Source organism: Arthrobacter sp. TMT4-20 (assembly GCF_054510775.1).
Genome location: NZ_JBTNDW010000021.1, coordinates 1 through 23547, shown reverse-complemented (window position 1 = coordinate 23547; position 23547 = coordinate 1). Strand labels below are relative to the sequence as shown.

Annotated in this window: 21 protein-coding genes and 2 tRNA genes; 10 read left to right on the top strand and 13 right to left on the bottom strand. The window is 63.6% G+C overall.

Going from position 1 to position 23547, the window contains the following annotated elements; genetic code table 11:
- Positions 1 to 30 precede the first annotated feature (30 nt).
- The 4 genes from cysS to ACX80Z_RS15150 form a co-directional block, all read right to left on the bottom strand.
- Positions 31 to 1485, bottom strand: a complete 1455-nt coding sequence (cysS, locus tag ACX80Z_RS15165) for a cysteine--tRNA ligase (protein ID WP_459316437.1) — start codon at positions 1483 to 1485, stop codon at positions 31 to 33.
- A gap of 32 nt (positions 1486 to 1517) precedes the next feature.
- On the bottom strand, positions 1518 to 2027 hold the full coding sequence (gene ispF, locus ACX80Z_RS15160) for a 2-C-methyl-D-erythritol 2,4-cyclodiphosphate synthase (protein WP_459304797.1): 510 nt from the start codon (positions 2025 to 2027) through the stop codon (positions 1518 to 1520).
- Entirely contained in the window at positions 2024 to 2749 is a 726-nt protein-coding gene (ispD, locus tag ACX80Z_RS15155) for a 2-C-methyl-D-erythritol 4-phosphate cytidylyltransferase (protein WP_459304798.1), read from the bottom strand. Before ispD ends, ispF begins: the two co-directional genes overlap by 4 nt.
- Positions 2750 to 2827: 78 nt before the next feature.
- Entirely contained in the window at positions 2828 to 3310 is a 483-nt protein-coding gene (locus tag ACX80Z_RS15150; protein WP_019482365.1) for a CarD family transcriptional regulator, read from the bottom strand.
- A 265-nt stretch (positions 3311 to 3575) separates the two neighbouring features.
- On the opposite strand from ACX80Z_RS15150, the gene ACX80Z_RS15145 reads away from it, so the two are divergent.
- Positions 3576 to 4121 (top strand): hypothetical protein, encoded by a 546-nt coding sequence (locus ACX80Z_RS15145; RefSeq protein WP_019482364.1) that lies wholly within the window; start codon positions 3576 to 3578, stop codon positions 4119 to 4121.
- Between the two features lie 3 nt (positions 4122 to 4124).
- Here the strand turns inward: ACX80Z_RS15145 and ACX80Z_RS15140 are convergent, their stop codons facing one another.
- A complete protein-coding gene (locus ACX80Z_RS15140; RefSeq protein WP_019482363.1) occupies positions 4125 to 4805 on the bottom strand; it encodes a response regulator transcription factor in 681 nt (226 codons plus the stop codon).
- Entirely contained in the window at positions 4802 to 6055 is a 1254-nt protein-coding gene (locus ACX80Z_RS15135; RefSeq protein ID WP_019482362.1) for a sensor histidine kinase, read from the bottom strand. Before ACX80Z_RS15135 ends, ACX80Z_RS15140 begins: the two co-directional genes overlap by 4 nt.
- A gap of 172 nt (positions 6056 to 6227) precedes the next feature.
- Between ACX80Z_RS15135 and phoU the strand changes: the two genes are divergently transcribed.
- The gene (phoU, locus tag ACX80Z_RS15130; protein WP_019482361.1) at positions 6228 to 6887 is read left to right on the top strand and encodes a phosphate signaling complex protein PhoU; all 660 of its coding nucleotides are present in this window, start codon (positions 6228 to 6230) and stop codon (positions 6885 to 6887) included.
- A gap of 88 nt (positions 6888 to 6975) precedes the next feature.
- Here phoU and ACX80Z_RS15125 read toward each other — a convergent pair whose 3' ends face one another.
- The 3 genes from ACX80Z_RS15125 to ACX80Z_RS15115 all read right to left on the bottom strand — a co-directional run bounded on the left by ACX80Z_RS15125 (position 6976) and on the right by ACX80Z_RS15115 (position 9287).
- Positions 6976 to 7725, bottom strand: a complete 750-nt coding sequence (locus ACX80Z_RS15125) for a phosphoglyceromutase (RefSeq protein ID WP_459304799.1) — start codon at positions 7723 to 7725, stop codon at positions 6976 to 6978.
- Positions 7726 to 7790: 65 nt separating this feature from the next.
- Positions 7791 to 8114 (bottom strand): DUF2516 family protein, encoded by a 324-nt coding sequence (locus ACX80Z_RS15120; protein WP_019482359.1) that lies wholly within the window; start codon positions 8112 to 8114, stop codon positions 7791 to 7793.
- A gap of 9 nt (positions 8115 to 8123) precedes the next feature.
- Positions 8124 to 9287 carry a trans-sulfuration enzyme family protein gene (locus tag ACX80Z_RS15115; RefSeq protein ID WP_459316436.1) on the bottom strand — a complete coding sequence of 388 codons (1164 nt, stop codon included), beginning with the start codon at positions 9285 to 9287 and terminating at the stop codon, positions 8124 to 8126.
- Positions 9288 to 9396: 109 nt separating this feature from the next.
- On the opposite strand from ACX80Z_RS15115, the gene tmk reads away from it, so the two are divergent.
- The 4 genes from tmk to ACX80Z_RS15095 all read left to right on the top strand — a co-directional run bounded on the left by tmk (position 9397) and on the right by ACX80Z_RS15095 (position 12928).
- Positions 9397 to 10041: a dTMP kinase gene (gene tmk, locus ACX80Z_RS15110; protein ID WP_019482357.1), complete on the top strand. Its 645-nt coding sequence runs from the start codon at positions 9397 to 9399 to the stop codon at positions 10039 to 10041.
- The gene (locus ACX80Z_RS15105) at positions 10038 to 11201 is read left to right on the top strand and encodes a DNA polymerase III subunit delta' (protein WP_459316435.1); all 1164 of its coding nucleotides are present in this window, start codon (positions 10038 to 10040) and stop codon (positions 11199 to 11201) included. The genes tmk and ACX80Z_RS15105 overlap by 4 nt, the downstream gene beginning before the upstream one ends.
- Complete coding sequence (locus ACX80Z_RS15100; RefSeq protein WP_459316434.1) at positions 11198 to 12754, top strand: alpha/beta hydrolase; 1557 nt, start codon at positions 11198 to 11200, stop codon at positions 12752 to 12754. The genes ACX80Z_RS15105 and ACX80Z_RS15100 overlap by 4 nt, the downstream gene beginning before the upstream one ends.
- 98 nt (positions 12755 to 12852) lie before the next feature.
- Positions 12853 to 12928, top strand: a tRNA-Thr gene (locus ACX80Z_RS15095).
- Between the two features lie 119 nt (positions 12929 to 13047).
- Here the strand turns inward: ACX80Z_RS15095 and ACX80Z_RS15090 are convergent.
- From ACX80Z_RS15090 to ACX80Z_RS15080, 3 genes are all read right to left on the bottom strand, one after another.
- Positions 13048 to 13887 carry an aldo/keto reductase gene (locus ACX80Z_RS15090; protein WP_459316433.1) on the bottom strand — a complete coding sequence of 280 codons (840 nt, stop codon included), beginning with the start codon at positions 13885 to 13887 and terminating at the stop codon, positions 13048 to 13050.
- Between the two features lie 88 nt (positions 13888 to 13975).
- Entirely contained in the window at positions 13976 to 14437 is a 462-nt protein-coding gene (locus tag ACX80Z_RS15085; RefSeq protein WP_024475480.1) for a hypothetical protein, read from the bottom strand.
- 186 nt (positions 14438 to 14623) lie between these two features.
- A complete protein-coding gene (locus ACX80Z_RS15080; RefSeq protein ID WP_459316432.1) occupies positions 14624 to 14863 on the bottom strand; it encodes a hypothetical protein in 240 nt (79 codons plus the stop codon).
- A 408-nt stretch (positions 14864 to 15271) separates the two neighbouring features.
- Here ACX80Z_RS15080 and ACX80Z_RS15075 point away from each other — a divergent pair, with 408 nt between their 5' ends.
- Entirely contained in the window at positions 15272 to 16012 is a 741-nt protein-coding gene (locus tag ACX80Z_RS15075; protein WP_019482351.1) for a GAF and ANTAR domain-containing protein, read from the top strand.
- A 94-nt stretch (positions 16013 to 16106) separates the two neighbouring features.
- On the opposite strand, the gene ACX80Z_RS15070 is transcribed toward ACX80Z_RS15075, so the two are convergent.
- Positions 16107 to 17090 carry an NAD(P)H-quinone oxidoreductase gene (locus ACX80Z_RS15070; RefSeq protein ID WP_459316441.1) on the bottom strand — a complete coding sequence of 328 codons (984 nt, stop codon included), beginning with the start codon at positions 17088 to 17090 and terminating at the stop codon, positions 16107 to 16109.
- Between the two features lie 63 nt (positions 17091 to 17153).
- Here ACX80Z_RS15070 and ACX80Z_RS15065 point away from each other — a divergent pair.
- From ACX80Z_RS15065 to ACX80Z_RS15055, 3 genes are all read left to right on the top strand, one after another.
- Positions 17154 to 17241 (top strand) — tRNA-Ser (locus ACX80Z_RS15065).
- Between the two features lie 235 nt (positions 17242 to 17476).
- Positions 17477 to 20566, top strand: a complete 3090-nt coding sequence (locus tag ACX80Z_RS15060; protein ID WP_459316431.1) for an ExeM/NucH family extracellular endonuclease — start codon at positions 17477 to 17479, stop codon at positions 20564 to 20566.
- Between the two features lie 249 nt (positions 20567 to 20815).
- On the top strand, positions 20816 to 23401 hold the full coding sequence (locus ACX80Z_RS15055; protein WP_019482348.1) for a 5'-nucleotidase C-terminal domain-containing protein: 2586 nt from the start codon (positions 20816 to 20818) through the stop codon (positions 23399 to 23401).
- Positions 23402 to 23547: the final 146 nt, after the last annotated feature.

The following is a 23547-nucleotide window of genomic DNA, read 5'->3' as shown; positions in this document are numbered from 1 at the left end:
TCACCGGCACCCGGGAGACGAAGCGATTGGTCAGTTTTTCAGGGTCCAGGCGGCACCGTCGGCGGTGTCCTCGATGACAATGCCGGCACTGGTGAGGGCGTCGCGGATGGCGTCGGCCTGCGCCCAGTCCTTCGTTTCGCGGGCAATCGTTCGCTGCCGCAGTTGCGAGGTGATGAGGGTGTCCAGCGCCTTGTGCTCGGGACTGCGTGGGCCCTTGCCGGGGTCCTGAACATCGTCGAGTCCCAGAATTCCGGTCATGGTCATCACATCGACGAACGCCGTCCTGGTGGCTTCGCTGTCCCCGGCAGCCAGGGCGGTGTTACCGGCCCTCACGGTGTCATGGAGGACCGCGAGCGCCTGGGGCACGTTGAGGTCGTCGTTCATTGCGGCGCTGAAGGCTTCCGGTGCACCGGGGGAAACGAACCCGAACCCGTTCGGGAACTCCCGGGCGGCGGCCTTCGCCAGGAACCCGTCGATGCGCTCGACGGCGGCGCCCGCTTCCTGCAGGGAGGTGGGACGGTAGTCGAGCACCGACCGGTAGTGCGCCTGCCCCAGGTAGTACCTGACCACGCGGGGGCTGGCCAGTTCGAGCATGTCAGCCGGGCTCACCGTGTTGCCGATCGACTTGGACATCTTCTCGCCCTCGAAAGTGACCATGCCGTTGTGCATCCAGTACCTGGCAAACGTGTGGCCGGCGGCCTGCGACTGGGCCATCTCGTTTTCGTGGTGCGGGAACCGCAGGTCCAGGCCGCCACCGTGGATGTCGAACTCGGTACCCAGGTACTTGGTGACCATCGCTGAGCATTCAAGGTGCCAGCCCGGCCGACCGGGTCCCCAGGGGCTGGGCCAGGCAGCGGTTTCGGGCTCGCCTTCCTTCCACCCCTTCCACAGGGCGAAGTCGCGCGGGTCCCGTTTCCGGTTGACGAACTCAGGCTCGACATCCGTGGCGCTCTGCATGTCGTCGATGTTCTGCCGGGTCAGCGAGCCGTACCCTTTCCAGGATCGAACGTCGAAGTAGACGTCGCCCGACTCGTCGTTCGCCGGGTAGGCATGACCCCGATCGATCAGCAACTGGATCAACGAGTGCATTTCGGGGATGTGACCGGTGGCGCGTGGTTCGTAGGTCGGGCGGCGCACCCCGAGGGTGTCATACGCCCGCTGGAATTCCAGTTCGTAGCGGTACGCCAGCGCCCACCACTGTTCGCCGCGTAACTGGGGCGGGAGGGCGTCGTCGTGTTCGGATTCCTGGGCGCGGGCCAGGATCTTGTCGTCGATATCGGTGACGTTGCGGACCGTGGTGACCCGGTAGCCGCTCGCGGTCAGCCAGCGGGAGAGCTGGTCGAATGCGATCGCCGAGCGGATATGTCCTACGTGGGGCATCCCCTGCACTGTGGCACCGCAGTAGTACAGCCCTACCTCGCCCTGCTTGACGGGGATAAAGTCGCGGGTCTGGGCGGTTGCGGTGTCATAGAATCTCAGGCTCACCGCTCCAGATTAGCCGGTCGCGGTGGCTTGCTTCACCCTGCGGCCGATCTGGTGCCGTCCCCCGCCCGGACGACGACGGCGGTCGCCACCGCGGCGATGCCCTCGCCCTTTCCGGTGAATCCGAGCCCGTCGGTGGTGGTTGCCGACACGCTGACGGGTCCCCCCATCGCGGCGCTGAGCACTGCTTCCGCCTCGGCCCGGCGGGGTGCGAACTTGGGCCGGTTCCCCACCAGCTGCACGGCAACGTTGCCGATCTCGAATCCGGCGTCCCGCACAATCCGCGCGGCTTCGGTCAGCAGGCTGACCCCCGAAGCGCCGGCGAATTCGGGGCGATCGGTGCCGAAATGGGTGCCGAGGTCACCGACTCCCGCGGCGGAGAAGAGCGCGTCCGCGGCGGCGTGAGCCACGGCGTCGCCGTCGGAATGGCCGCTCAGACCACGTTCGCCGTCCCAGAGCAGACCCGCGAGCCACAGCGGCCGGGGTGCATCCACGGGGGCAAACGCGTGCACGTCAACGCCGATGCCGGTGCGGGGCAGGATCATGGTGTGGTCTTCCCTGTCGGGGTCTGGGCAAGAATTTCCGCGAGGAGGAGGTCCTGGGCAGTGGTCACTTTGAATGCGGCGTCCGCCCCCTCCACCACCCGTACCGGGATGCCCAGCCGTTCCATCAGCGTGGCATCGTCGGTCACTGCTGCCCCCGGTTGTTGGTGGGCGCGACGGAGGGTGTCCAGGTTGAAGCCCTGGGGTGTCTGGACTGCGCGGAGAGTGTCGCGGGGTGGGGTGTCGATGACCAATCCGCAGTCGACAGTTTTGATGGTGTCGACCACGGGGATGACGGGAATCACCGCTTCGGCGCCGTCGCGTAATGCGGCGACCACCCGGCGGAAAACTATCGGCGGGGTGAGCGCGCGGGCGGCGTCATGGACCAGGACCAGGCCGATGCCTGATCCCAAACCTGAGAGGCCGGCCGCCACCGAATCGGGTCGTGAAGCACCCCCGTCAACCACTCGCACGGGAGTCTCGGAGGAGACGCCGACGACGGCGGCGCGGAGCTCAACGTCTCCGGCTGGGACGACCACACAGATCTCGGCGGCGATCTCCGCGTCGAGGACCCCCTGGAGTGCGTGTTCAAGGATGCTCCGGCCAGCAAACTTCACCTGGGCTTTGGGAATGCCGCGGCCCAGCCTCTGTCCGGCGCCGCCGGCGACAATGATGACCCCGACCTGCGCGTGGGCGGATTCGAGCTGGGAACTGGTTTCTGACACCTGATTACCCTATGCCAGGACATGAAAAAGGGACCGCCCACCAGGGCGGCCCCTCAACAAACCCGGTTGTTAGACCGATTAGGAAGCTAGAACCTCATCGAGAACGCTTGCGGCCTTCTCTTCGTCGGTTTTCTCTGCGAGTGCCAGCTCGGAGATCAGAATCTGCCGCGCCTTGGCGAGCATCCTCTTCTCCCCTGCGGACAACCCACGGTCATGATCACGGCGCCACAGGTCGCGGACTACTTCCGCAACCTTGATCACGTCACCCGAGGCAAGCTTTTCAAGGTTTGCCTTGTAGCGGCGTGACCAGTTGGTTGGCTCTTCAGTGAACTCGGCCCGCAGCACATCGAACACATGCTGGAGACCCTCTTTGCCCACTACGTCGCGCACCCCAACGAGGTCTACGTTTTCTGCTGGAACTTCAATGGTTAGATCACCCTGCGCCACCTTGAGCTTGAGATACATTTTCTCTTCGCCCTTTATCACGCGCATCTTGATCTCTTCGATCTTCGCTGCGCCGTGGTGAGGATAAACTACTGTTTCGCCGACCTCAAAAACCATGTGGACTTTCCCCTTTCCCGCAGATCAGTTTATCACGAATTCGACACGCCCAAGGCGTGTTTTCGCAGGTCAGCCGGGACTTATGGAAATAGGTGGCTATGATTCGCCCCTTGACGAATGAGGCTTTAAGTGATCCACGTCGCTCTGAAAGAGTTGTCCGGGTGCTGCAGTGCTCCATCATCGGGCCGATTTTCCCGATAGGCTGTAGGGAGAGATTCAACTAGCTGTTCCCCCATGCTGATCGACCACCGTAGGAGTTTGCGCTGTGAAGAGTGACCGAATCAATCCCCTGCAGCACATCCGGGCGAAGCGAAGCCTGGCTGCCGGTGCGGCTCTGGTCGCTGTCCTTGGTGCCACCGGTTGCAGCGTGACGAGCGAGCAAGCCACCACCATCCAGTACGCAGCATCGGATGGAATCGTCGACGAGGTGGGCCCGCTTGAACTCCGCAACATCCTGATCATCACCTCCGAAGAAGGGGAACCGGGCACCATCCTCGGAACGGTGTTCAATCCCTCAGACTCAGCGGTGCAGCTCACCATCGAGGGCGAGAACTCGTCGGTCGACGTCACGGTCCCCGCTGAGGGCAAATGGGTCTTTGAAGACGAGACCACCGATGATGGAGTGCTCGAGGGCGTCAGCGAAATCCCCGGCGCCCTGGTAGATCTGAACTTTGTCGTCAACTCGGAGAGCGTCGAGCTGCGGGTGCCTGTCCTGGACGGGACCCTCGCGGAATACCGGGAGTACGTCCCGGGTGGTTACACCCCTGAGCCCACCCCAACGCCGGAAGAGACCGGCGAAGAGGAAGAGTAACCCTCAGGACTCGTATTTGTAGCCCAGGCCACGCACCGTCACCAGGTGGCTTGGGTTCGACGGGTCGGTTTCGATCTTTCCCCGAAGCCGTTTGACGTGCACATCGAGGGTCTTGGTGTCGCCGACGTAGTCCGAACCCCAAACCCGATCAATGAGTTGGCCCCTGGTCAGCACCCTGCCCGCATTGCGCAGGAGCATCTCCAACAGTTCGAACTCTTTCAGCGGCATGGATACCGGATCACCGTTGACACTGACCGTGTGCCGTTCAATATCCATCCGCACGGGGCCCGACTGCACGGTGCTGGAAATAAGTTCTTCGGGTTCGGCCTGCCGGCGGAGGACAGCGCGAATCCTTGCCACGAGCTCACGGGACGAATAAGGCTTGGTGACGTAATCATCGGCGCCAAGCTCCAGGCCAACCACTTTGTCGATCTCGGCGTCCTTGGCGGTGAGCATGATGACCGGAACACTTGAACGCTGGCGCAGCTGCCGGCAGACCTCGGTGCCGGACTGGCCTGGTAGCTGCAGGTCAAGCAGCACCAGATCGGCGCCGGCCCGGTCGAATTCGACGATGGCCTCTATCCCGTCTCCCACCACCGCCACCTCGAACCCTTCCCTGCCGAGCAGATAGGACAGGGGGTCACTGAAGGACTCTTCGTCCTCCACGATCAGGATGCGGGTCAAACGCTCACTCCTTGTTCATGGGCGGAGGTTCCGCCCGGCTTCTCATCGGATTTTCCGCCTGGCTTACCCGGCGATTTGTCGCTTCGCCTGTCGCCGGAGACAACACGCTCCTCCGCCGTTTCGGCGTCGGCCTCCATTTCGGGGAGACGGACGGTGAAGGTACTACCCTGGCCGTTCTGGGACCAGACGGTCACCTCACCACCGTGGTTCGAGACCACATGTTTGACGATACTGAGCCCCAGTCCGGTGCCCCCTGTCTGACGGGATCGGGCTGCGTCGATCCGATAGAACCGCTCGAACACCCGCTCCTGCTCCTCAGCGGTGATGCCGATTCCTTGATCGGTGACCGAGATTTCGGCGAGTCCGTCCCGGGACCGCAGACCGACCCCGACCCGGGTGCGCTCGGGTGAGTACCGGATGGCGTTGTCGATCAGGTTGCGGAAGGCGGTCATCAACAGATCCGGGTCGCCGTAGACGGGCTCGTTGATCCGCCCTCCCACCACAATGTCGATCTGCTTGCTTTCTGCCGGCAGCCGGTTTCGGTCCACCGCCTCGGCGATCACCGTGTTGATATCCACAGGGCGACCGCGCCGCACGACGTCGGCGCCCTGCAGCCGTGAGAGTTCAATGATGTCCTGGACAAGGGCCGACAACCGGGCCGATTCCTTGTGCATTCGGCGGGCAAACCGCCGGACCGCTTCCTGGTCTTCGGCCGCGTCGTCCAGGGCCTCAGCGAGCAGTGAAATGGCGCCAACGGGCGTCTTGAGCTCGTGTGACACGTTGGCCACGAAGTCGTTGCGGATTTCCTCGGTGCGGGTGATTTCCGTGCGGTCATCGGCGAGGATCAGGACGTACTCTTCACCCAGTGAAGCCACCCGGGCGAGCACGATAATGGTGCCCTGCCCCAGCGGTCCGCGGGGTAGTTCAAGCTGTTTCTGCTCGATCACACCGTCCCGGCGCACCCGTGCCGTCAGTTCGAGCAGCTCGGCGTGGACCACCGTGTGGCCGCGCACCAGGCCGAAGGCGTACGCCGCGGGGCTGGCTCGCACCACACCGTCGATGGCATCCACCACCACATAAGCCCGGCCAATAATCGACAGCACCTCCGCTGCCCCTTCGGGAAGGGTCGGCTCGTCCACGAAGAGCAGGGAACGCCGCTGGATTTCGCTCAGCCTGAAGGCAGCCATGCCGAAGGTGCCCACGGCGACGCCCACCAGCCCAGCGATCAGAATAAGAAGAACGGGATCCACATGCCTAGCTTATGCGCACCTTGGTGTGGGGTTGAGTCTTCCGGTGGCAATAGGGAAGTGGTTCAACTAACGTTCACTCAAAGGTGCATAACAGTTCATCACCAACTGAGAATGTGCTGTGTGGGACTGTGCATAGACGTACGCAGTCATCTCTATGGAAAGGATGCCTCCCGTGCGGAAGGTTTTTCAGGCAGAGCTTCACCAGATAGGTGAACAGCTCATCGAAATATCGCAGCTGGTTGCGAACGCGATGGACAAGGCGACCATCGCGTTTGAAACCGCTGACACCGAACTTGCCCAGGATGTGATCGCAGCCGACGCACGCATTGATTTCCTCCAGAACGACCTCGACGAGCGCGCGATCGACATTCTCGCCCTGCAGGGCCCGGTTGCGAGCGACCTGCGGATGATCGTGGGGGCGCTTCGAATGAGCGCCTCGCTGGAACGCATGGGGGATCTGGCCCGCCACGTGGCACAGCTTGCCCGGCTCCGGTACCCGGACCACGTAATTCCGGCGGCGATCCGACCCACCTTCGAGGAAATGGCCCAGCTGGATCAGCAGATCGCCATTAAGGTGAAGCATCTGCTGGAGACCCGCAACCTCCAGCTGAGCAACGAAATCTATGCCCACAATGCGCGGATCAACGAACTGCACGCTGGCGTGTTCAAGGCCCTCGCCTCGCCCGAATGGGATGTTTCAGCTCCCATCACGGTCGATGTGACCCTGGCCAGCCGGTACTTCGAACGATTCGCCGATCATGGCGTCTCGGTTGCACGTAAGGTCACCTACCTGGTGACCGGTGAATGGCAGCCCAGCGCACCCCTGATCTAAAACGACATATCGCCGGGTTAGCCCCCAGGCCTGAACGACGACGGCCGGCCCCGTGAGGGGACCGGCCGTCGTCGTCGTTGGTTGACTGTTAGTGCTTGCCCTGGTTGGCGACGGCTTCAATCGCTGCGGCTGCGGCGTCAGCGTCGAGGTAGGTGCCGCCAGCCTTGACTGGCACCAGGTTTTCGTCCAGCTCGTAGATCAGCGGGATACCGGTGGGGATGTTCAGCGACGCGATGTCGGCGTCGCTGATGCCGTCGAGGTGCTTCACCAGCGCGCGCAGCGAATTTCCGTGAGCTGCGATGAGGACCGTCTTGCCCGCTTTGATGTCGGGGGCGATGTCAGATTCCCAGTATGGAAGGAACCGGTCGAGGACGTCCTTGAGACATTCGGTGCGGGGAACGGCGTCGCCGAGGTCCGCGTAGCGCGGGTCGTTGGCCTGGGAAAACTCGCTGCTGTCCTCGATGGGCGGCGGCGGGGTGTCATAAGAGCGTCGCCACTCCATGAACTGGCCTTCACCGAACTCGGCGAGCGTCTGCGCCTTGTCCTTGCCCTGCAGGGCTCCGTAGTGGCGTTCGTTGAGCCGCCAGTGGCGTTTGACGTCAATCCAGCTGCGGTCAGCGGCTTCGAGAGCGAGGTTGGCCGTGATGATGGCCCGCTTTTGCCGTGAGGTGTAAACGATGTCGGGGAGAAGCCCTGCCTCGACGAGCAGTTCACCGCCCCGGATGGCTTCGGCACGGCCCTGTTCGGTGAGCGGCACATCAACCCACCCGGTGAAGAGGTTTTTCTCGTTCCACTCACTTTGGCCGTGGCGGAGCAGGATCACTTTGTAGGAAGTCATGGGTTTAGTCTGCCGTATGGGAGGCTCAGGTTCATCCGTCGTGCACTTCTGTTACTGGCGGTGGGTTACCAGGGGCCGTAGGGACCGCTGCCACCCCGCACCTCGGAGACGGCCGGTTTCACGTCGGCGAGGTAGACGCACGCCGCAATCACTGCGACGATCTGCAGCAGGCCGAAGAGCCCGGACGCGGTCACGAGAACCGTCAGCACGCCAACAGCGGCAGCCCCACCGGTCATCGCGGTCCAGAAGCCCTTGGTGCGCTTCATCGTGGCCTCAAAGTTCGCGGCGGGCCGCCTCACGCAATCGACAAGAGCCCAGATCTCAATACCAACCGCCACCAACCCGAGCGCCAGGTACAGATAGTTCCGAATGTCATAAGCGATGTTCACGGGTCCAGCTTATCGGGTGGAGCCGTCGAGTTCTCCCAGCCTGGTCAGGGCCTGCTCCAGATCCGCCCAGAGGTCCTCGGGGTTTTCGATCCCAACCGAGAGCCGCACCAGGGATTCCGGTACGGTCACCGGCTCGCCGGTCTGCCGCCGGCGTCGTTCGATCAATGATTCGACGCCACCCAGGGAAGTTGCTGGCAGCCACAGGCGTACCGCCGAGACCAGGGCCTCGGCTGCTGCCACATCTGCCAGTTCGATGCTGATAATCGAGCCGAAGCCGTTCAGCTGGTCGGCGGCGCGCTGGTGCCCGGGATCTTCGGGTAGTCCGGGGAACCGAACCCTGGTCAGGGCCGGATGGGACTGGAGTTTGCGCGCAAGGTACAGGGCCGTGGCCTGGGACCGTTTAACCCGGAGGGCCAGCGTACGTAGCCCGCGGAGCGCCAGCCAGACCTCGAACGGTCCGGCAATGGCCCCATACAGGGTGCGGTGCTTGAGCAGTTTCGCCTGCAGGTCAGGGTCGGAGGTGGCCAGGGCGCCCAGGACGACGTCGGAGTGACCGGCCAGATACTTGGTCACCGAGTGGAGCACGACGTCGGCGCCGAAGTCCAGGGGCCGGCAAACCAGCGGCGTGTTGAACGTGTTGTCGACCACCACCGTGGCTCCAGCCTTTTTCGCGGCGGTGATGATGGTGCGCAGGTCGGCCACTTCGAGCATGGGGTTGGTGGGGCTCTCCAGCCAGAGCAGGTCGGCGCCGGCCAGGGCGGCGAGCACCTGGTCAGTGTCGGCGACGTCAACCGTCTGCACAGTGAACCGGCCGCGCGACGCCTCATCACCGGCCAGGCTGAGCGACCCGGCGTAGGCGTGGCGGGGCATGACAACGTTGCCGCCCGTCGGCACCAGCGACAACGCGGCAGCAGCAGCACCCAGGCCTGAGCTGAACACGAGGGCCGGCAGCGCCGCACCCTCGAGCTTGCCGAGGGCTTCCTCGAACGGGTCCCAGGTGGGGTTGGACATGCGGCCATAGATGCGGTCCCCCGCCGCTGGATCCACCGCCTCGTGGAAGGTAGAGGACAGCACGATCGGCGGGTTCACCGGGGCATCGTGCTCCCGCGAGGGGCGGCCAGCGGCCACCACTATCGTGTCCGGGGCGAGCTGGTGGTGATCGTGGTGGGTCATGGGTTCAGGGTAGTTGGCTGCGGCGACCGGGTGAAATGTGACCCGCTCCCCTGGGCCGGGTGACGGCCGGCAGGACAAGTGTGTCGGTGATCCTCGATAGGCTGGTCGGGTGAGTACACCATCCGCACGCCGCACGTCCGGGCTGTTCATTGCTTTCGAAGGCGGCGACGGCGCCGGCAAGTCCACCCAGGCGGGTCTGCTGGCCACCGCGCTGCAGAAACGCGGCCTTGAAGTGATACGCACCCGGGAACCTGGTGGCACGGTCATTGGGGAGAAACTCCGCTCTCTGGTCCTCGATCACGGTCAGGGCGACATTGATCCCCGGACCGAGGCCCTCATCTTCGCCGCGTCCAGGGCGGCGCACGTCCACCAGACGATCCTGCCCGCACTGGAGCGGGGCGCCGTCGTCGTCTGCGATCGATACATCGACTCCTCGGTGGCCTATCAGGGCGCCGGGCGCGGCCTGGGGACGGATAGCGTGTTGGAGGTCAACTTGTGGGCCGTCGAGGGGTTGCGCCCCGATCTCACGGTGCTGCTCGACGTCGACCCGTTGGAGGGGCGCGGACGCCGGATGCAGAACGGGGCTGAGGACCGGCTGGAATCCGAGCCGGACATTTTCCATGCGCTGATCCGCGGGGCGTTCCTCGAACGGGCGGCCGCCGACCCGGCCCAATATCTGGTACTGCCGGCCCGGAACCCGGTCACTGACTTGGCGGACGCCATCCTCAAAGCAGTCGAGGAGCATCTGGCGTGAGCGTATGGACCTTCCTGATGGGTCAGGAGCCCGTTGTCGAGCAGCTCAACCGCGCCGCGTCTGCCGGTCAGCCGAACCACGCCTGGCTGTTCACCGGTCCACCGGGATCGGGTCGGTCCAACGCCGCACGGGCATTCGCCGCCGCACTGCTCTGCGACCGGGACGCATTGGACGAGCGAGGTTGCGGGGAGTGCAGGGCATGCCGGACCGCCCTGGCAGGCTCGCACGCCGACATCACCAACGTCACCACCGAAAAAGTGACGATCAGCATTGATGAGGCGCGGGAACTGGTTCGTAAAGCACAGGACAAGCCGTCCACCGGCCGCTGGCGGGTCATCATCGTGGAGGACGCCGACCGGATGCAGGAGCGCAGCACCAATGTGCTGTTGAAGGCCATCGAGGAGCCGCCGCCCCGGACTATCTGGTTGCTGTGCGCGCCGAGCCCCGGCGACGTGCTGGTGACCATCAGATCCCGGTGCCGGGCCGTCAACCTGCGACTGCCGCCGGTGCAGGACGTGGCCGACCTATTGGTCCGCCGCGACGGCATCGATCCGGCGACGGCGGAAGCCGCAGCGCGGGCAGCGCAAAGCCACATCGGCGTGGCCAAACGGCTCGCCACCGACGACGGCGCCCGGGACCGGCGGAACCAGATCGTGAGATTGCCGCTTGATCTGAAGAGCGTCGCCGGGGCAATGAAGGCGGCGGCGGATCTGGTGAAACTAGCCGAGGCTGAGGCGCAGAGCTCCTTCGAGCAGCGGGATGCCCAGGAGAAGGCCGCGCTGCTCGCTACCCTCGGCGCACCCGAAAGCGGCACCCTGCCGCCGGCTATCCGGGGGCAGGTCAAGCGGTTGGAGGATGACCAGACCCGCAGGGCCAAGCGGTCGAAGAACGACTACTTTGACCGTGCGCTGACCGACCTGACGTCCTTCTACCGGGATGTGCTGATGCTGCAGGTTTCCAGCGGTCGCGATCTGGTGAACGAGCCGCTGCGCCCCGAGCTGGAGGCGTTCGCCCGGTCCGGGACACCCGAGGGGACACTGGTGCGGATTGAGGCCATCAACAAAGTGCGGGACCGGATCGTTAACACCAACGTTGCCCCGTTGCTTGCCATCGAGGCCATGGCAGTCAGCCTCCTCCCCGAAAAGGATTACACCACGTGAGACGTTTTCCCCACCGTCGTCTGACCTCAGCCGCCGTCGTCCTCTCCGGCGCGCTGGCGCTGTCCGGCTGCCAGCTGCTCTCCCCCGGGCCGGGCGATGGTCCGGAAACGGGGGTCGAATCAGTGAACCCCGAGGTCGTTGGGGATGTGCCCGCGGACCTCGAAAGCTTCTACACCCAGGAGGTGGCCTGGGAGCTGTGCGAGGAGACGTTCGCCTGCGCCACCGTCAAGGTCCCGCTGGACTACGCCGACCCTGCGCGCGACTCGATCAATATCGCCCTGATTCGCAGCGACGCCACGGGCGAATCCCAGGGTTCGGTGCTGGTCAATCCGGGCGGCCCGGGCGGGTCCGGCGTCAACATCGTCAAGGACGCACTGACATACGTCACCAGCGACCGGTTGCGGGAGGCTTACGACGTCGTCGGCTTCGACCCCCGCGGGGTGGGGAAATCGTCGGCCATCGACTGCCAGACCGACAAGGAGCGCGAAGCGGACAGGCTGGAATATCTGGAGCCGGAGATCTCCGACGAGGAAGCGTTTGAGACGCTCACCGCCGAAGCCGAGGACTTCGCCGCACAGTGCGCCGAACGAACCGGGGAGCTGCTCGGGTACGTGGACACCGACAGTGCGGCCCGCGACCTGGACATTCTGCGTGCCGCCGTCGGCGACCAGGACCTCAACTACCTTGGGTTCTCCTACGGCACGGCACTTGGTGCGGCCTACGCCGAGCTGTTCCCCGCCAACACCGGGCGACTGGTGCTGGACGGCGCAGTGGACCCGTCCTTGAGCAATGAAGAGATTACGCTGGGGCAGGCCCAGGCCTTCGAGACGGCGCTGCGCACCTATGTGGCTGACTGCCAGCTCTCCAGTGACTGCCCCCTTCCCGCCGGAATCGAGGAGGGTGTGGCAGTCATCCAGGACCTGTTCCGGTCGGTCGAGGAAAGTCCGATGACCGCCGCTGACGGCCGCCTGGTCACGATCGGCACCTTCTTCAGCGGCTTCATCCTGCCGCTGTATGACAACAACAACTGGACCCTGCTCACCGGCGCGCTCGACCAGGCGCTGCAAGGCGACCCGTCCGAGATGCTGCAACTGGCGGACCTCGGTGCTGAACGCGAAGCAGACGGCAGCTACCTCACCAACAGCAACGCAGCGTTCATCGCGATCAACTGCCTCGACTACCCGATGACCAATGACCCCGCGGAGTTGGCGTCCGACGCCGACGAACTAGCCGAGGCTTCGCCGACCTTCGGCCCCTATCTCGCCTACGGCGGGGTGACCTGCGACGCGTGGGAGTACGGGCCGGTGCTCGAGCCCGCTCCGGCGTCGGCCCCTGATGCCGCACCGATGCTGGTCATCGGCACCACCGGAGACCCCGCGACGCCCTACGACTGGTCGCTGGCGCTGGCGGATCAGCTCGAAACCTCAGTCCACGTCACCTGGGACGGCGAAGGGCACACCGCCTACGGTCGGGCCGGCGACTGCATCGGGGACCTCGTGGATGACTATTTCGTTGACGGCAACCTACCCGAGGACGGCGTCAGCTGCGACTGACGCGCCCACCGTGGCTGCTTTTGACCTGCACGCGGCTGCTCTTATAGAGTTGACGCTTGTGGATTGGGCCGTGCTCACGCGCGTACCCTGAAGCTTCAGCCTCCTTAGCTCAGTCGGTAGAGCGTCTCACTCGTAATGAGAAGGTCGCCAGTTCGACTCTGGCAGGAGGCTCCACTTCTTTAATCCGGTGAGCAACCCGGACACGCGTTAGCAACCTGGACATCGGTGAGGGAATTTCCCACACCGATGTCCAGGTTGCTCACCGGAGCGCGTGAAGCTAACGCGCCTGGCGGTTAGGCGAAGTCGGCAGTTGCCGGGTCCGCGCCGATACGCCCGTCGGCACCCTTATCGAGGGCGTTGATGGCGTCGATGTCCCCGGCGTCGAGCGTGACATCCAGGGCGTCCCAGTTCTCGACAATTCGAGACTCAGTGACTGACTTCGGGATCACCACGTTGCCGAGCGCGAGGTGCCAGGCCAGGACAACCTGTGCCGGTGTGGCGTTGTGCTTGGAGGCGATCTCGACCAGGGCTGGGTCTTCGAGGAGCCCCTTGCCCGAACCCAGCGGCGACCAGGACTCGTGCAGGATGCCCTTCTCCTGATGGAAGGCCTTGAGCTCCGCCTGGTTGAAGAACGGGTGCGTCTCCACCTGGTTGATCACGGGAACGACGCCGGTTGCGTCGATGATCTCCTGAAGAGCCTCGATGGTGAAGTTCGACACCCCGATCGAAGTGACCCGCCCCTGCTTCTGCAGTTCGATCAGCGCCTTCCACGTATCAAGGTACTTACCCTGCTTCGGTTGCAGCCAATGGATCAGGTAAAGATCGAGCTTCTCCAGGCCAAGCTTCTCCATCGAGACGTCGAACGCCTTAAGCGTGCTCTCATAACCCTGGTCGGCGTTCCACAGCTTTGTGGTGATGAAAAGCTCGTCGCGGTCCAGACCGGAGGCAGCAATGGCCCGGCCTACACCCGCTTCGTTCTGGTAGGCGGCCGCCGTATCGATGTGGCGGTACCCGGCCTTGAAGGCGCGCCCGACGACGTCTTCCGCGGTTGCGTCGTCAACCTGCCATACGCCGTAGCCGAGCTGGGGGATGCTAACGCCGTCGTGGAATGTGAGATTCGGTGAGGTAGTCATGAATGCCTTTCGCCGTGTGAATGAATGCGATGTCACTAAAGTGAACCGCTATCCACGCCGAATTATTTCGTCAGCACCCTTTTTATTGTCAAACGTTCAGGCTTGCCGCCAATTGACGTTCAGCTTCGGCAATATCTTCTTCAACCAGGTCGGCTCGCCTTTTCACGTTATCCAGGCCAGCAGATGCCAGCCCCCAGCGTTCGCCGTCGAGCCTCGCCATCGCGGCCGCCTCGGCCGTCGTCGCGAGGGAGTTTCCGGCCCTCGAAAGCGCCCTGTGTACTGGCGTGAGCGCGCCCGGGATGTCCAACCCCTGGCTGGGTGATGACGCCTGCGCGGTCACACAAATGGTGTGCACCCGTTCCAGCAGGGGCCCGAGCTCATTGGCCAGTCCGGCGAGCTGGTTATAGACCTCGTCGTCGGCCACGCCTTCAAGAATCTGGTGATACCGGTCCAGGCCGCGGCGGAAGCGGTCATGGGCACGCCGCCAGACGCCCGTGCCGAGCTCGGCATCGTCCTTGCGCCCTTGTCGGGCAGCTGAGAAGAATCCCATGGCGATCAGCGGCGCGCCAGTCTGGCTGGGGAATCGACGAACTCCAGGAGACGGGCCGGAGTGGTGTCTGTTTGAGCAAGACTCTGCTGTTTACTCATGGAATTATCGTCTCACGGTGCGCCACTGGGGAAGGCCCGGATGACTCCCCGTGGAGCTACCCGGGACTTCCTGCAGCCGAGGACCCGGCTAGTCGCCGACGATTTCCTGTGGCGACGACCGGTCGCATTGGTTCTCACGACGATCCAGCTCCTCGGTAATCTCCTCGAGTCGCCCCTCGGTCTCAGGGTCCGGTAGCCCATACCTGACGTATTCGGCGTCGAGTTCGCGATGGATCCTGCTGTTCAGGATCATCACCTCGGAGCTCTCCAACTGTGTCAGGTCGTCAGGGAACGCCTCATCGGGAGCGAGGCGGGTGGTGTCGGTCATGGGGGTCCTTCCAAGATGACTAAATACGAGGAGGCGCTGACAAAGCAGCAGGGCCAAACGGGTGACATCACCAGCTGGCCGGACGCAGGGCGGTCCTCACAGACGCGGAATTGCCGAGGGACAAGCCGTCTGAGAGATGCCCGCGGCGCGGGAGGAGGTGGGTGTCTTGACCGGGGCCCGAAGGGGCAATCCGTGCAGCGTTAAGGCCATCGAAATCCTGTTTAAGAGGAGAGGTTCCCGTGGCTGTCTGCTCAACCTGTCTATGACTATATCCCATCCCGGCAAGACTGGGCGGCGCAGCTATTCATCACCGGATCGCCGACCAGAACCCGCCCGAGTCTCGCACCGATTACAGTTGACTCCGTCAGGTGTGGGGTCGTTGAAGGACGCCAAGAAGTGGAGAACAGCATGTCAGAAGCCCAGCGGGTGGAGTCGGATATTCACAACGTTTTGCTGGACATGGTGATGGATAGCGACGACGTGAGTACTTTTCTCACCGGGCTCACCCAGCTGGCCGCGAAAACGCTGACGTCGAAGGCCTCCGGTGAGGTGCTGTGTGGGCTGACACTCCTCCGCCCCCGCACCATGGGGACGGTCGCCAGTAGCAGCGAGCTCGCCCGGAAGACCGACGAGATTCAGTACGCCTTCGACGACGGTCCGTGCCTGCGGGCCGCACGCGAAAACGTGACGGTCCACGTGCGCGATGTTCCCAATGACACCCGGTTCCCCGATTACCGGGACGCCGTCGCCGAGCACGGCATCCGCTCGGCGTTGGGGATACCCGTCCCCCTGGGCGGCGAGTCGCGGGCTGGTCTCGATTTCTATTCGACCGTGACCAACGCGTTCGACGACGACGCCGTCGCGGCTGCCGAAGCCTTTGCATTGGAAGCCTCCAAGTCCTTGCGGCTTGCGGTGCGGATGGCTCAGCTCAGCGATGCCAGCAAGCACCTCGAAGCCGCCATGCGGTCCCGCACGGTGATCGACCTTGCGGCAGGAATCATCATGGCCCAAAACCGGTGCTCGCAGGACGAGGCGGTTGAGATCCTGAAGTCCGCATCCAGTGCCCGCAACATCAAGTTGCGCGAAGTTGCCAGCGCGGTTGTGGCTTCGGCCAATCAGGCACCAACCACCACCCACTTCGAGAAGTAGCCTCCCGTTACAGAAACCCACCGATCGTGCCCGCTGAGCGGGAAGGTCTAGACAGTCGGCGGATTCAAGTGGTCGTTTCATCCATCCCTGCTGATCAGTGGGGAGGAGCCACCGTGAGGAGAACTTTCCCGGTGTGTTCCCCGGAATCAAAGTACTGATGGGCTTCGACCGCACGCTCCAGCGGGAAGGTGCGGTCTACCATCGCCTTGACCTTGCCCGACTCGACAAGCGGCCAGACATGGTCCCGGACCGCCGCCATGATGGCAGTCTTCTCAGCCACTGGACGCCCACGCAGTGTGGTGCCGGCCACCGAAGCGCGCTTCGTCATCAGCGCACCAAGATTCAGCTCGGCCCTGGCACCGCCCTGCAAACCGATGATGACCAGGCGCCCCCCGACGGCGAGCGCCTGAACATTCTGCTCAAGGTACTTCGCGCCCACGACGTCGAGAATCACGTCCGCCCCTCGACCCGACGTGGCTGCGGCTACTTCAGCGACGAAGTCCTGCTCCCGATAGTTGATGCAGGTGACGGCGCCGAGGCCCCGTGCAACCTCGAGCTTTGCCGCCGATCCCGCAGTGACAAGCGGGATAGCCCCGAACGCAAGCGCCAGCTGGACGGCCATGGTTCCAATTCCGCCGGCGCCCCCATGGATCAACACCCGCTCGCCGGCTTGAAGGTGCGCGGTGAGGAACAGGTTCGAGTAGACAGTCGCCGCAACCTCCGGCAGGGCCGCAGCCGCTACCAGATCCATTCCCGACGGCGCACGAAGGACCTGACCGGCGGGGACGGCGACCTGCTCCGCGTACCCGCCGCCGGACAGCAGCGCCACCACCTCGTCACCCACCGAGAAACCGGACCCACCGGCGTCGGCAATCCTGCCCGAGACCTCCAGCCCGGGATACTCCGACGCACCCGGCGGTGGAGGGTAGAGTCCTTTGCGCTGCTGGACGTCCGCCCGGTTCAGCCCGGCGGCGACGACGTCGATCAGCACCTCCCCCGGCCCTGCCTGGGGTGCAGGCACCTGCGACACACTGAGCACCTCTGGTGCGCCTGGTTCAGTGATTACTACTGCTCTCAAAAGGTCCTCCACTGGAACGGTTTTTTGGTTGAACTGGAAGCTACGTGAAACACTACTCACTTGGGAAGGTTGTCCGAGCGGCCGATGGAGCTGGTCTTGAAAACCAGTGTGCGGTAACCCCGTACCAAGAGTTCGAATCTCTTACCTTCCGCCCGTAGAAAGTGTTGGCCCCGGTTTCATACCGGGGCCAACATTCGTTAACGCCTGACTCGCTTACCCTTCACTTTCCGCAACCTCTCGTTCACGATGGTCTGGTTGGCTCGAACGTGGCCCAAAAGGTCGGCTGGATCACATTCAGCACTTTTTTCGAGCCATCAGGCTCGTGTTCCACACACGGGCGGACTCACTCGCGGCTGTCATCAGCCAAAGTCAAGGAGATCTAGCGGATGAAACATTCGTCATGGAAGGGCGGGCTTGGTGCTGCGCTAACGATGGGGCTGCTCGCCTCGCCGGTAGCCGTGCTTCCCGCCTACGCGGCACCGAACGGCATCGTGATCAACGAGGCCTATGTGAACGGGGGAAGCGCCAATGCCCCGTATCTGAACAAGTTTGTTGAACTCCACAACACCACAGATCAGCCGGTGGACATCAGCGGCTGGTCCCTGCAGTACCGGTCCGCCAGTGGGTCTGCCGCACCAACCGGTGTTGCACCGCTGACCGGCACCATTCCGGCTAATGGCCATTACCTGGTCGGCGGATCCAGCAACGCCGACAACGGTGTCGCGCTGCCTGAGGTGGACGCGACGATAGGCGCCAGCTTCGCCGGGGGCGGCGGCACCCTGATCCTGTCTAATGACTCCGCGGCCCTGAATCCGCTGGCCACCGGTTCGGTGACCGGCAACCCTGCGATCGAAGACCTGTTGGGGTACGGGTCCTCGAACACGTTCGAAACAGCTGTTGCGCCCAAACCCGACAGCAACTCGGACCCCCGGTCATTGAACCGGGCAGGCTTCGTCGACACCGACGACAACTCAGCCGACTTCACCCTCAGCGAGGCGGTCACACCGACGAACGCTGACGGCGAGACGGGCAGCTTTGAACCCGAACCGGAGCCAGAACCGCCGGTCGCCGGCGACGTTGTTCCCATCAACGAGATTCAGGGCACCGGAACTGCCACACCGCTGGCGGGTGAAACGGTCACCACCCGGGGCGTTGTTACCGCCGCCTATCCCACCGGTGGCATTGACGGCTACGTGATCCAGACAGAAGGCACCGGCGGCGAAGCGGGTGCCGCCTCTGACGGCATCTTCATTTACTCCCCAGGCACCGTCGCCGACGTCGCGATCGGTGACCATGTGGAGGTTACGGGTGAGGCCGGGGAGAACTTCGGTGTCACCCAGATCGAGGTAGTGGCCGGTGCGGCCACCGTGCTGACCGAGCCAGCCGAGGAGGTCAAGTCCCTCATCACGCCCTGGCCGGCAACCAACGCCGAGCGTGAAGTGCTGGAGAGCATGCTCGTCAGGCCCACCGGCGACTTCACCGTTACGGACAACTATGACCTGAACCGCTACGGCGAAATTGATCTGGCCTTCGGCACCGACGCCCTGGTTCAGCCCACCGAAATTGCCCCTCCCGGCACCCCGGAGAACGCGGCCGTTCAGGCAGACAACAGCGCCCGCGGAGTCACTCTCGACGACGGCGCCACGATCGACTTCGTCCGGAACATGGACCGCGCCCTGCCCTACCTGACGGTCGAGAATCCAGTCCGGGTCAACGGGTCAGCGACCTTTGTCTCCGACGTCATCGTCGACTTCGACTTCGGCGTATGGCGATTCCAGCCGGTGACACACCTCACCCCTGATAATGCCGATGAAGTTCAGCCAGTCACCTTCGCAGGCGAGCGGCCGGCCACCCCCGTGGAAGTGGGCGGCGACATCAAAATTGCCTCGTTCAACGTGTTGAACTACTTCAGCACTACCGGTGATGAGCTGACCGGGTGCACCTACTACAACGACCGCGCTGGCAACCCCATCACGGTCCGGGGCGGCTGTGACGCTCGCGGTGCTGCCAACACTGAAAGCCTTGAGCGCCAGGAAGCCAAGATCGTTGATGCGCTGACCAACCTTGACGCCGACATGGTCTCGCTGGAAGAAATCGAGAACTCGGCGGCCTTCGGTAAGGATCGTGACGAGGCGCTCGCTTCGTTGACCACGGCCCTGAACGAAGTTGAGCCGGGGGTCTGGGACTTCGTCCCCTCCCCCGCCGAGGTGCCCACCAACGAAGACGTCATCCGCAACGCCTTCATTTACAAGCCCGCCGCGGTAGAGACCGTCGGTGATTCAGTCATCCTCGATGACGACGTCGCGTTCTCGAACGCCCGAAAGCCGCTCGCTCAAGCCTTCCAGGTCGCTGGCGGCGGCGAGTCGACGAAGTTCCTTGCGATCGTGAACCACTTCAAGTCGAAGGGCTCCGGTTCCGGGGAGAATGAAGACCAGGGCGACGGGCAGGGAGCTTCAAACCCTGACCGCGTAAAGCAGGCAGCAGCTCTCGTGGACTTCGCCGACACGATGCAGGCCGAAGCTGGCACCGATAAGGTTTTCCTCACGGGTGACTTCAACTCCTACACGGCTGAAGACCCCATGCAGGTGTTCTACGAGGCCGGGTACATCAACCAGGGCGCCGACACCGGGAAGTACTCCTACGTCTTTGGTGGACAGTCAGGATCACTGGATCACATCCTCGCCTCACCTGAAGCCGATGCAACTGTCACCGGCGTCGACATCTGGAATATCAATGCGGTCGAATCGGTGGCGCTCGAGTACAGCCGGTTCAACTACACCCCGGTGAACTATTACACCGCTGACCAGTACCGCGCCAGCGACCACGATCCAGTAATTGTCGGTCTGGATCTGGACGAAGTCATTGAGTTCACCGATATTGAGGACAACGAACACCAGGACCACATCGAGTGGATGGCAGAAAACGGCCTTTCCACCGGCTGGCTGGAAGCCAATGGCACCCGGACCTACCGCCCGTTGGCAAGCATCAACCGCGACGCGATGGCCGCGTTCCTCTACCGGCTGGCCGGGGAACCTGAGTTCGAACTTCCAAACGAATCACCGTTCAGCGACGTAGCCTTCCCCGCCGATGAAGCTGACCGGGTTGAGCACTTCGACGCGATCATGTGGATGCACGAATCGGGGCTTTCCACTGGCTGGCCAGAGACCGATGGCACCCGGACCTTCCGCCCGGTGACCCCGGTCAACCGGGACGCGATGGCAGCATTCCTGAAGCGCTTCGCCGGGCAGACCTGCCTGAACGAGGAAGCCATCGAGTATGTCGACCCCAGCGGCCCCCCGTTCACGGACGTGCCTGAGGGCATGATGTTCGAGGAGGAAATCTCCTGGATGAAGGACGCCGGGATTTCCGAGGGCTGGGGCGACGGCACCTACCGCCCGGTCACCCCGGTGGCCCGCGACGCGATGGCAGCCTTCGTGAACCGGTTCGACGACACGTTTGGATCCTGCGGCAGGTAAGTCCTGCGGCGCGTTCCGCCCTGGAAAAGTTGGCCCCGGCTTCGAACCGGGGCCAACTTTCGTTAAAGGCTGGCCCCCTGCTCTTCACTTTTAGTCACCTCTCGTTCACGATGGTCTGGTTGGCTCGGTTTGACTCAAAAGGTCAGTTGGATCACATTCAGCATATTTTTCGAGCCACCAGGCCCGTGTTTCACACACAGGCGGACTCACTCGCGGCTGTCAACAGCCAAAGCCAAGGAGAACTAGCGGATGAAACATTCGTCATGGAAGGGCGGGCTTGGTGCCACGCTAGCGGTGGGGCTTCTCGCCTCCCCGATAGCCGCACTACCCGCCTATGCGACGCAACAGACCGACGTCGAAGTCAAAGCCCCCGGCGTCACCACCGAGATCAGTCTTCTCAACATCAACGATTTCCACGGACGCATCGACCGCAACACGGTGAAGTTCGCTGGCACCGTCGAACAGTTGAGGGCTGAGGCCGGCGCGGAGAACACGCTCTTCATCTCGGCCGGTGACAACATTGGGGCGTCGCTGTACGCCTCCTCATCGCAGCGCGACGTTCCAACGATCGATGTGCTCAACGCGCTGGAGTTGCGCGCCTCGGCGGTCGGCAACCACGAATTCGACGGCGGATTCGCGGACCTCACCGAGCGTGTTGAACCAATCGCAAACTTCTCCTATCTGGGCGCCAACGTCTACACCAAGGGCACCCAGGAACCGGCGTTGGATGAGTACGAAGTCTTCACAGTGGATGGCATCGAAGTAGCTGTCATCGGGGCTGTCACCCAGGAAACACCTACCCTGGTGAGCCCCGGCGGCATCGAGACCATCGACTTTGGGGATCCCGTCGAGGCCGTCAACCGTGTGGCGCAGGAGATCGAGGACGGCGACCTGGCCGACGTCATCGTCGCGGAGTACCATGCGGGTGCTGACGGATCGAGCGAAGACTCGGCAGCCCTTCCCGAAGTTATCCCGGGCAGCGAATTCGATGCGATCGTCAATGGGACCACACCACTGGTGGACGCAATCTTTAACGGGCACACCCACTCGTTCTACGCCTCAGACGCTCCAGTTCCCGGCGAGGCCGGCGAAACCCGTCCGATCGTCCAAACAGGTTCCTATGGCGAGTTCATCGGTCAGATCGAGCTGACCGTCGACACCCTCACCGGCGACGTCGTCGAGTATGAGGCCCGCAACGTACCCCGCACAGGGATCGACGACGCCGAGCTGGTCGCCGACTACCCACGGGTGGCAGAGGTCCAGACGATCGTCAACGAAGCGATTGCGACTGCCGACGAGCTCGGCAGCGTTGTCCTCGGGAAGGTCACCGAGGACATCACCACCGCGTTCACCGGTGATTCGCGTGATGACCGCGGATCGGAATCCACGCTGGGCAATCTGGTCGCTGACTCGCTGCTGTCGTCACTGCAGTCGGATCTGCGCGGCGGAGCCGAAATCGGCGTCGCCAACCCCGGTGGGCTCCGTGCCGAGCTGTACTACGACGAGAACGGCGACATCACAGTCGCTGAAGCCAACGCGGTATTGCCCTTCCTGAACAACCTGGCGACCACCACGCTGACCGGCGCCCAGTTCGCCGAACTGCTGGAGCAGCAGTGGCCCCGCGAGGGCGGCGTCCGCACCAACTTCCTGCATCTGGGACTGTCGGACAATGTCACTTACACCTACGATGCCCAGGCGGCCGAAGGCTCCCGGATCACTTCGGTAACCATCGACGGGGCGCCACTTGAGCCAACCCGTGACTACCGGGTTGGCACTTTCAACTTCCTGATCCAGGGCGGCGACGATTTCGTGGTCTTCAACGAAGGCGCCGATACCCTGGACTCGGGTCTGGTTGACCGGGAAGCATGGTTCGACTACATCGAAGCCAACAGCCCGCTCTCACCGACCTTCGACCGCCGCGCGGTGCAGGTTCAGGGCGCACCCACGAACGTGGTTCTCGGCCAGGAGGTCAGCTTCGACGTCTCCAAACTGGACCTGACGTCCCTGGGCAGCCCCACCAACACCAGCATCGTCCTGTCCTACTCCGTCGGCGACGGTGAGCCAGCGGAGATCAGCACGTTCGACGTGACTGACGGAGCAGCACGGATCGCGTTCACCGTTCCCGCCGACGCCCTCGGCGCGACGTTCTACCTGACGGCACCCGACTCCGGCACCGAGGTACGCCTGCCCATCGGCGTCGAAATCGCTGAGTTCACCGACGTCGAAGGCAACGAACACCAGGACCACATCGAGTGGATGGCAGAAAACGGTCTCTCCACCGGCTGGCTGGAAGCCGACGGAACCCGTTCGTACCGTCCACTCGCGAGCATCAACCGCGACGCGATGGCGGCGTTCCTGTATCGCTTGGCCGGGGAACCAGAGTTCGAGCTCCCCGAGGAGTCGCCGTTCAGCGACGTAGCCTTCCCCGCTGACGAAGCGGACCGGGTAGAGCACTTCGAAGCGATCATGTGGATGCACACCTCCGGCCTGTCGACCGGCTGGCCTGAGACCGACGGCACCCGGACCTTCCGTCCGGTGACCCCGGTCAACAGGGACGCGATGGCAGCATTCATGATGCGTCTCGCCAGCGAGGTTTGCCTCGATGCGGAAGCGATGAGCTATGTAAACCCCAAGGGTGCGCCGTTCTCTGACGTACCCGTTGGAACGATGTTCGAGAAGGAGATCTCCTGGCTGAAGGATGCCGGGATCTCCGAGGGCTGGAGAGACGGCACCTACCGTCCAGTCACCCCCGTGGCGCGTGACGCGATGGCAGCATTCGTCAACAGGTTCGACGACGAGGTTGGAGCCTGCGGCAGGTATGCCGCAGGCCTCTAGTCCGACAACCTAGCCAGACCGGCGGCGGGTCCCTCATGAACTGCTCCCCGATAGTTGGACTGAGAATTCAGTTCTGATTTACGGGGAGCAGTTCATGTTTGAGAGCAGTTCATTATCGGAGGACCAGCGTCAGGCCGCGGTAGCGT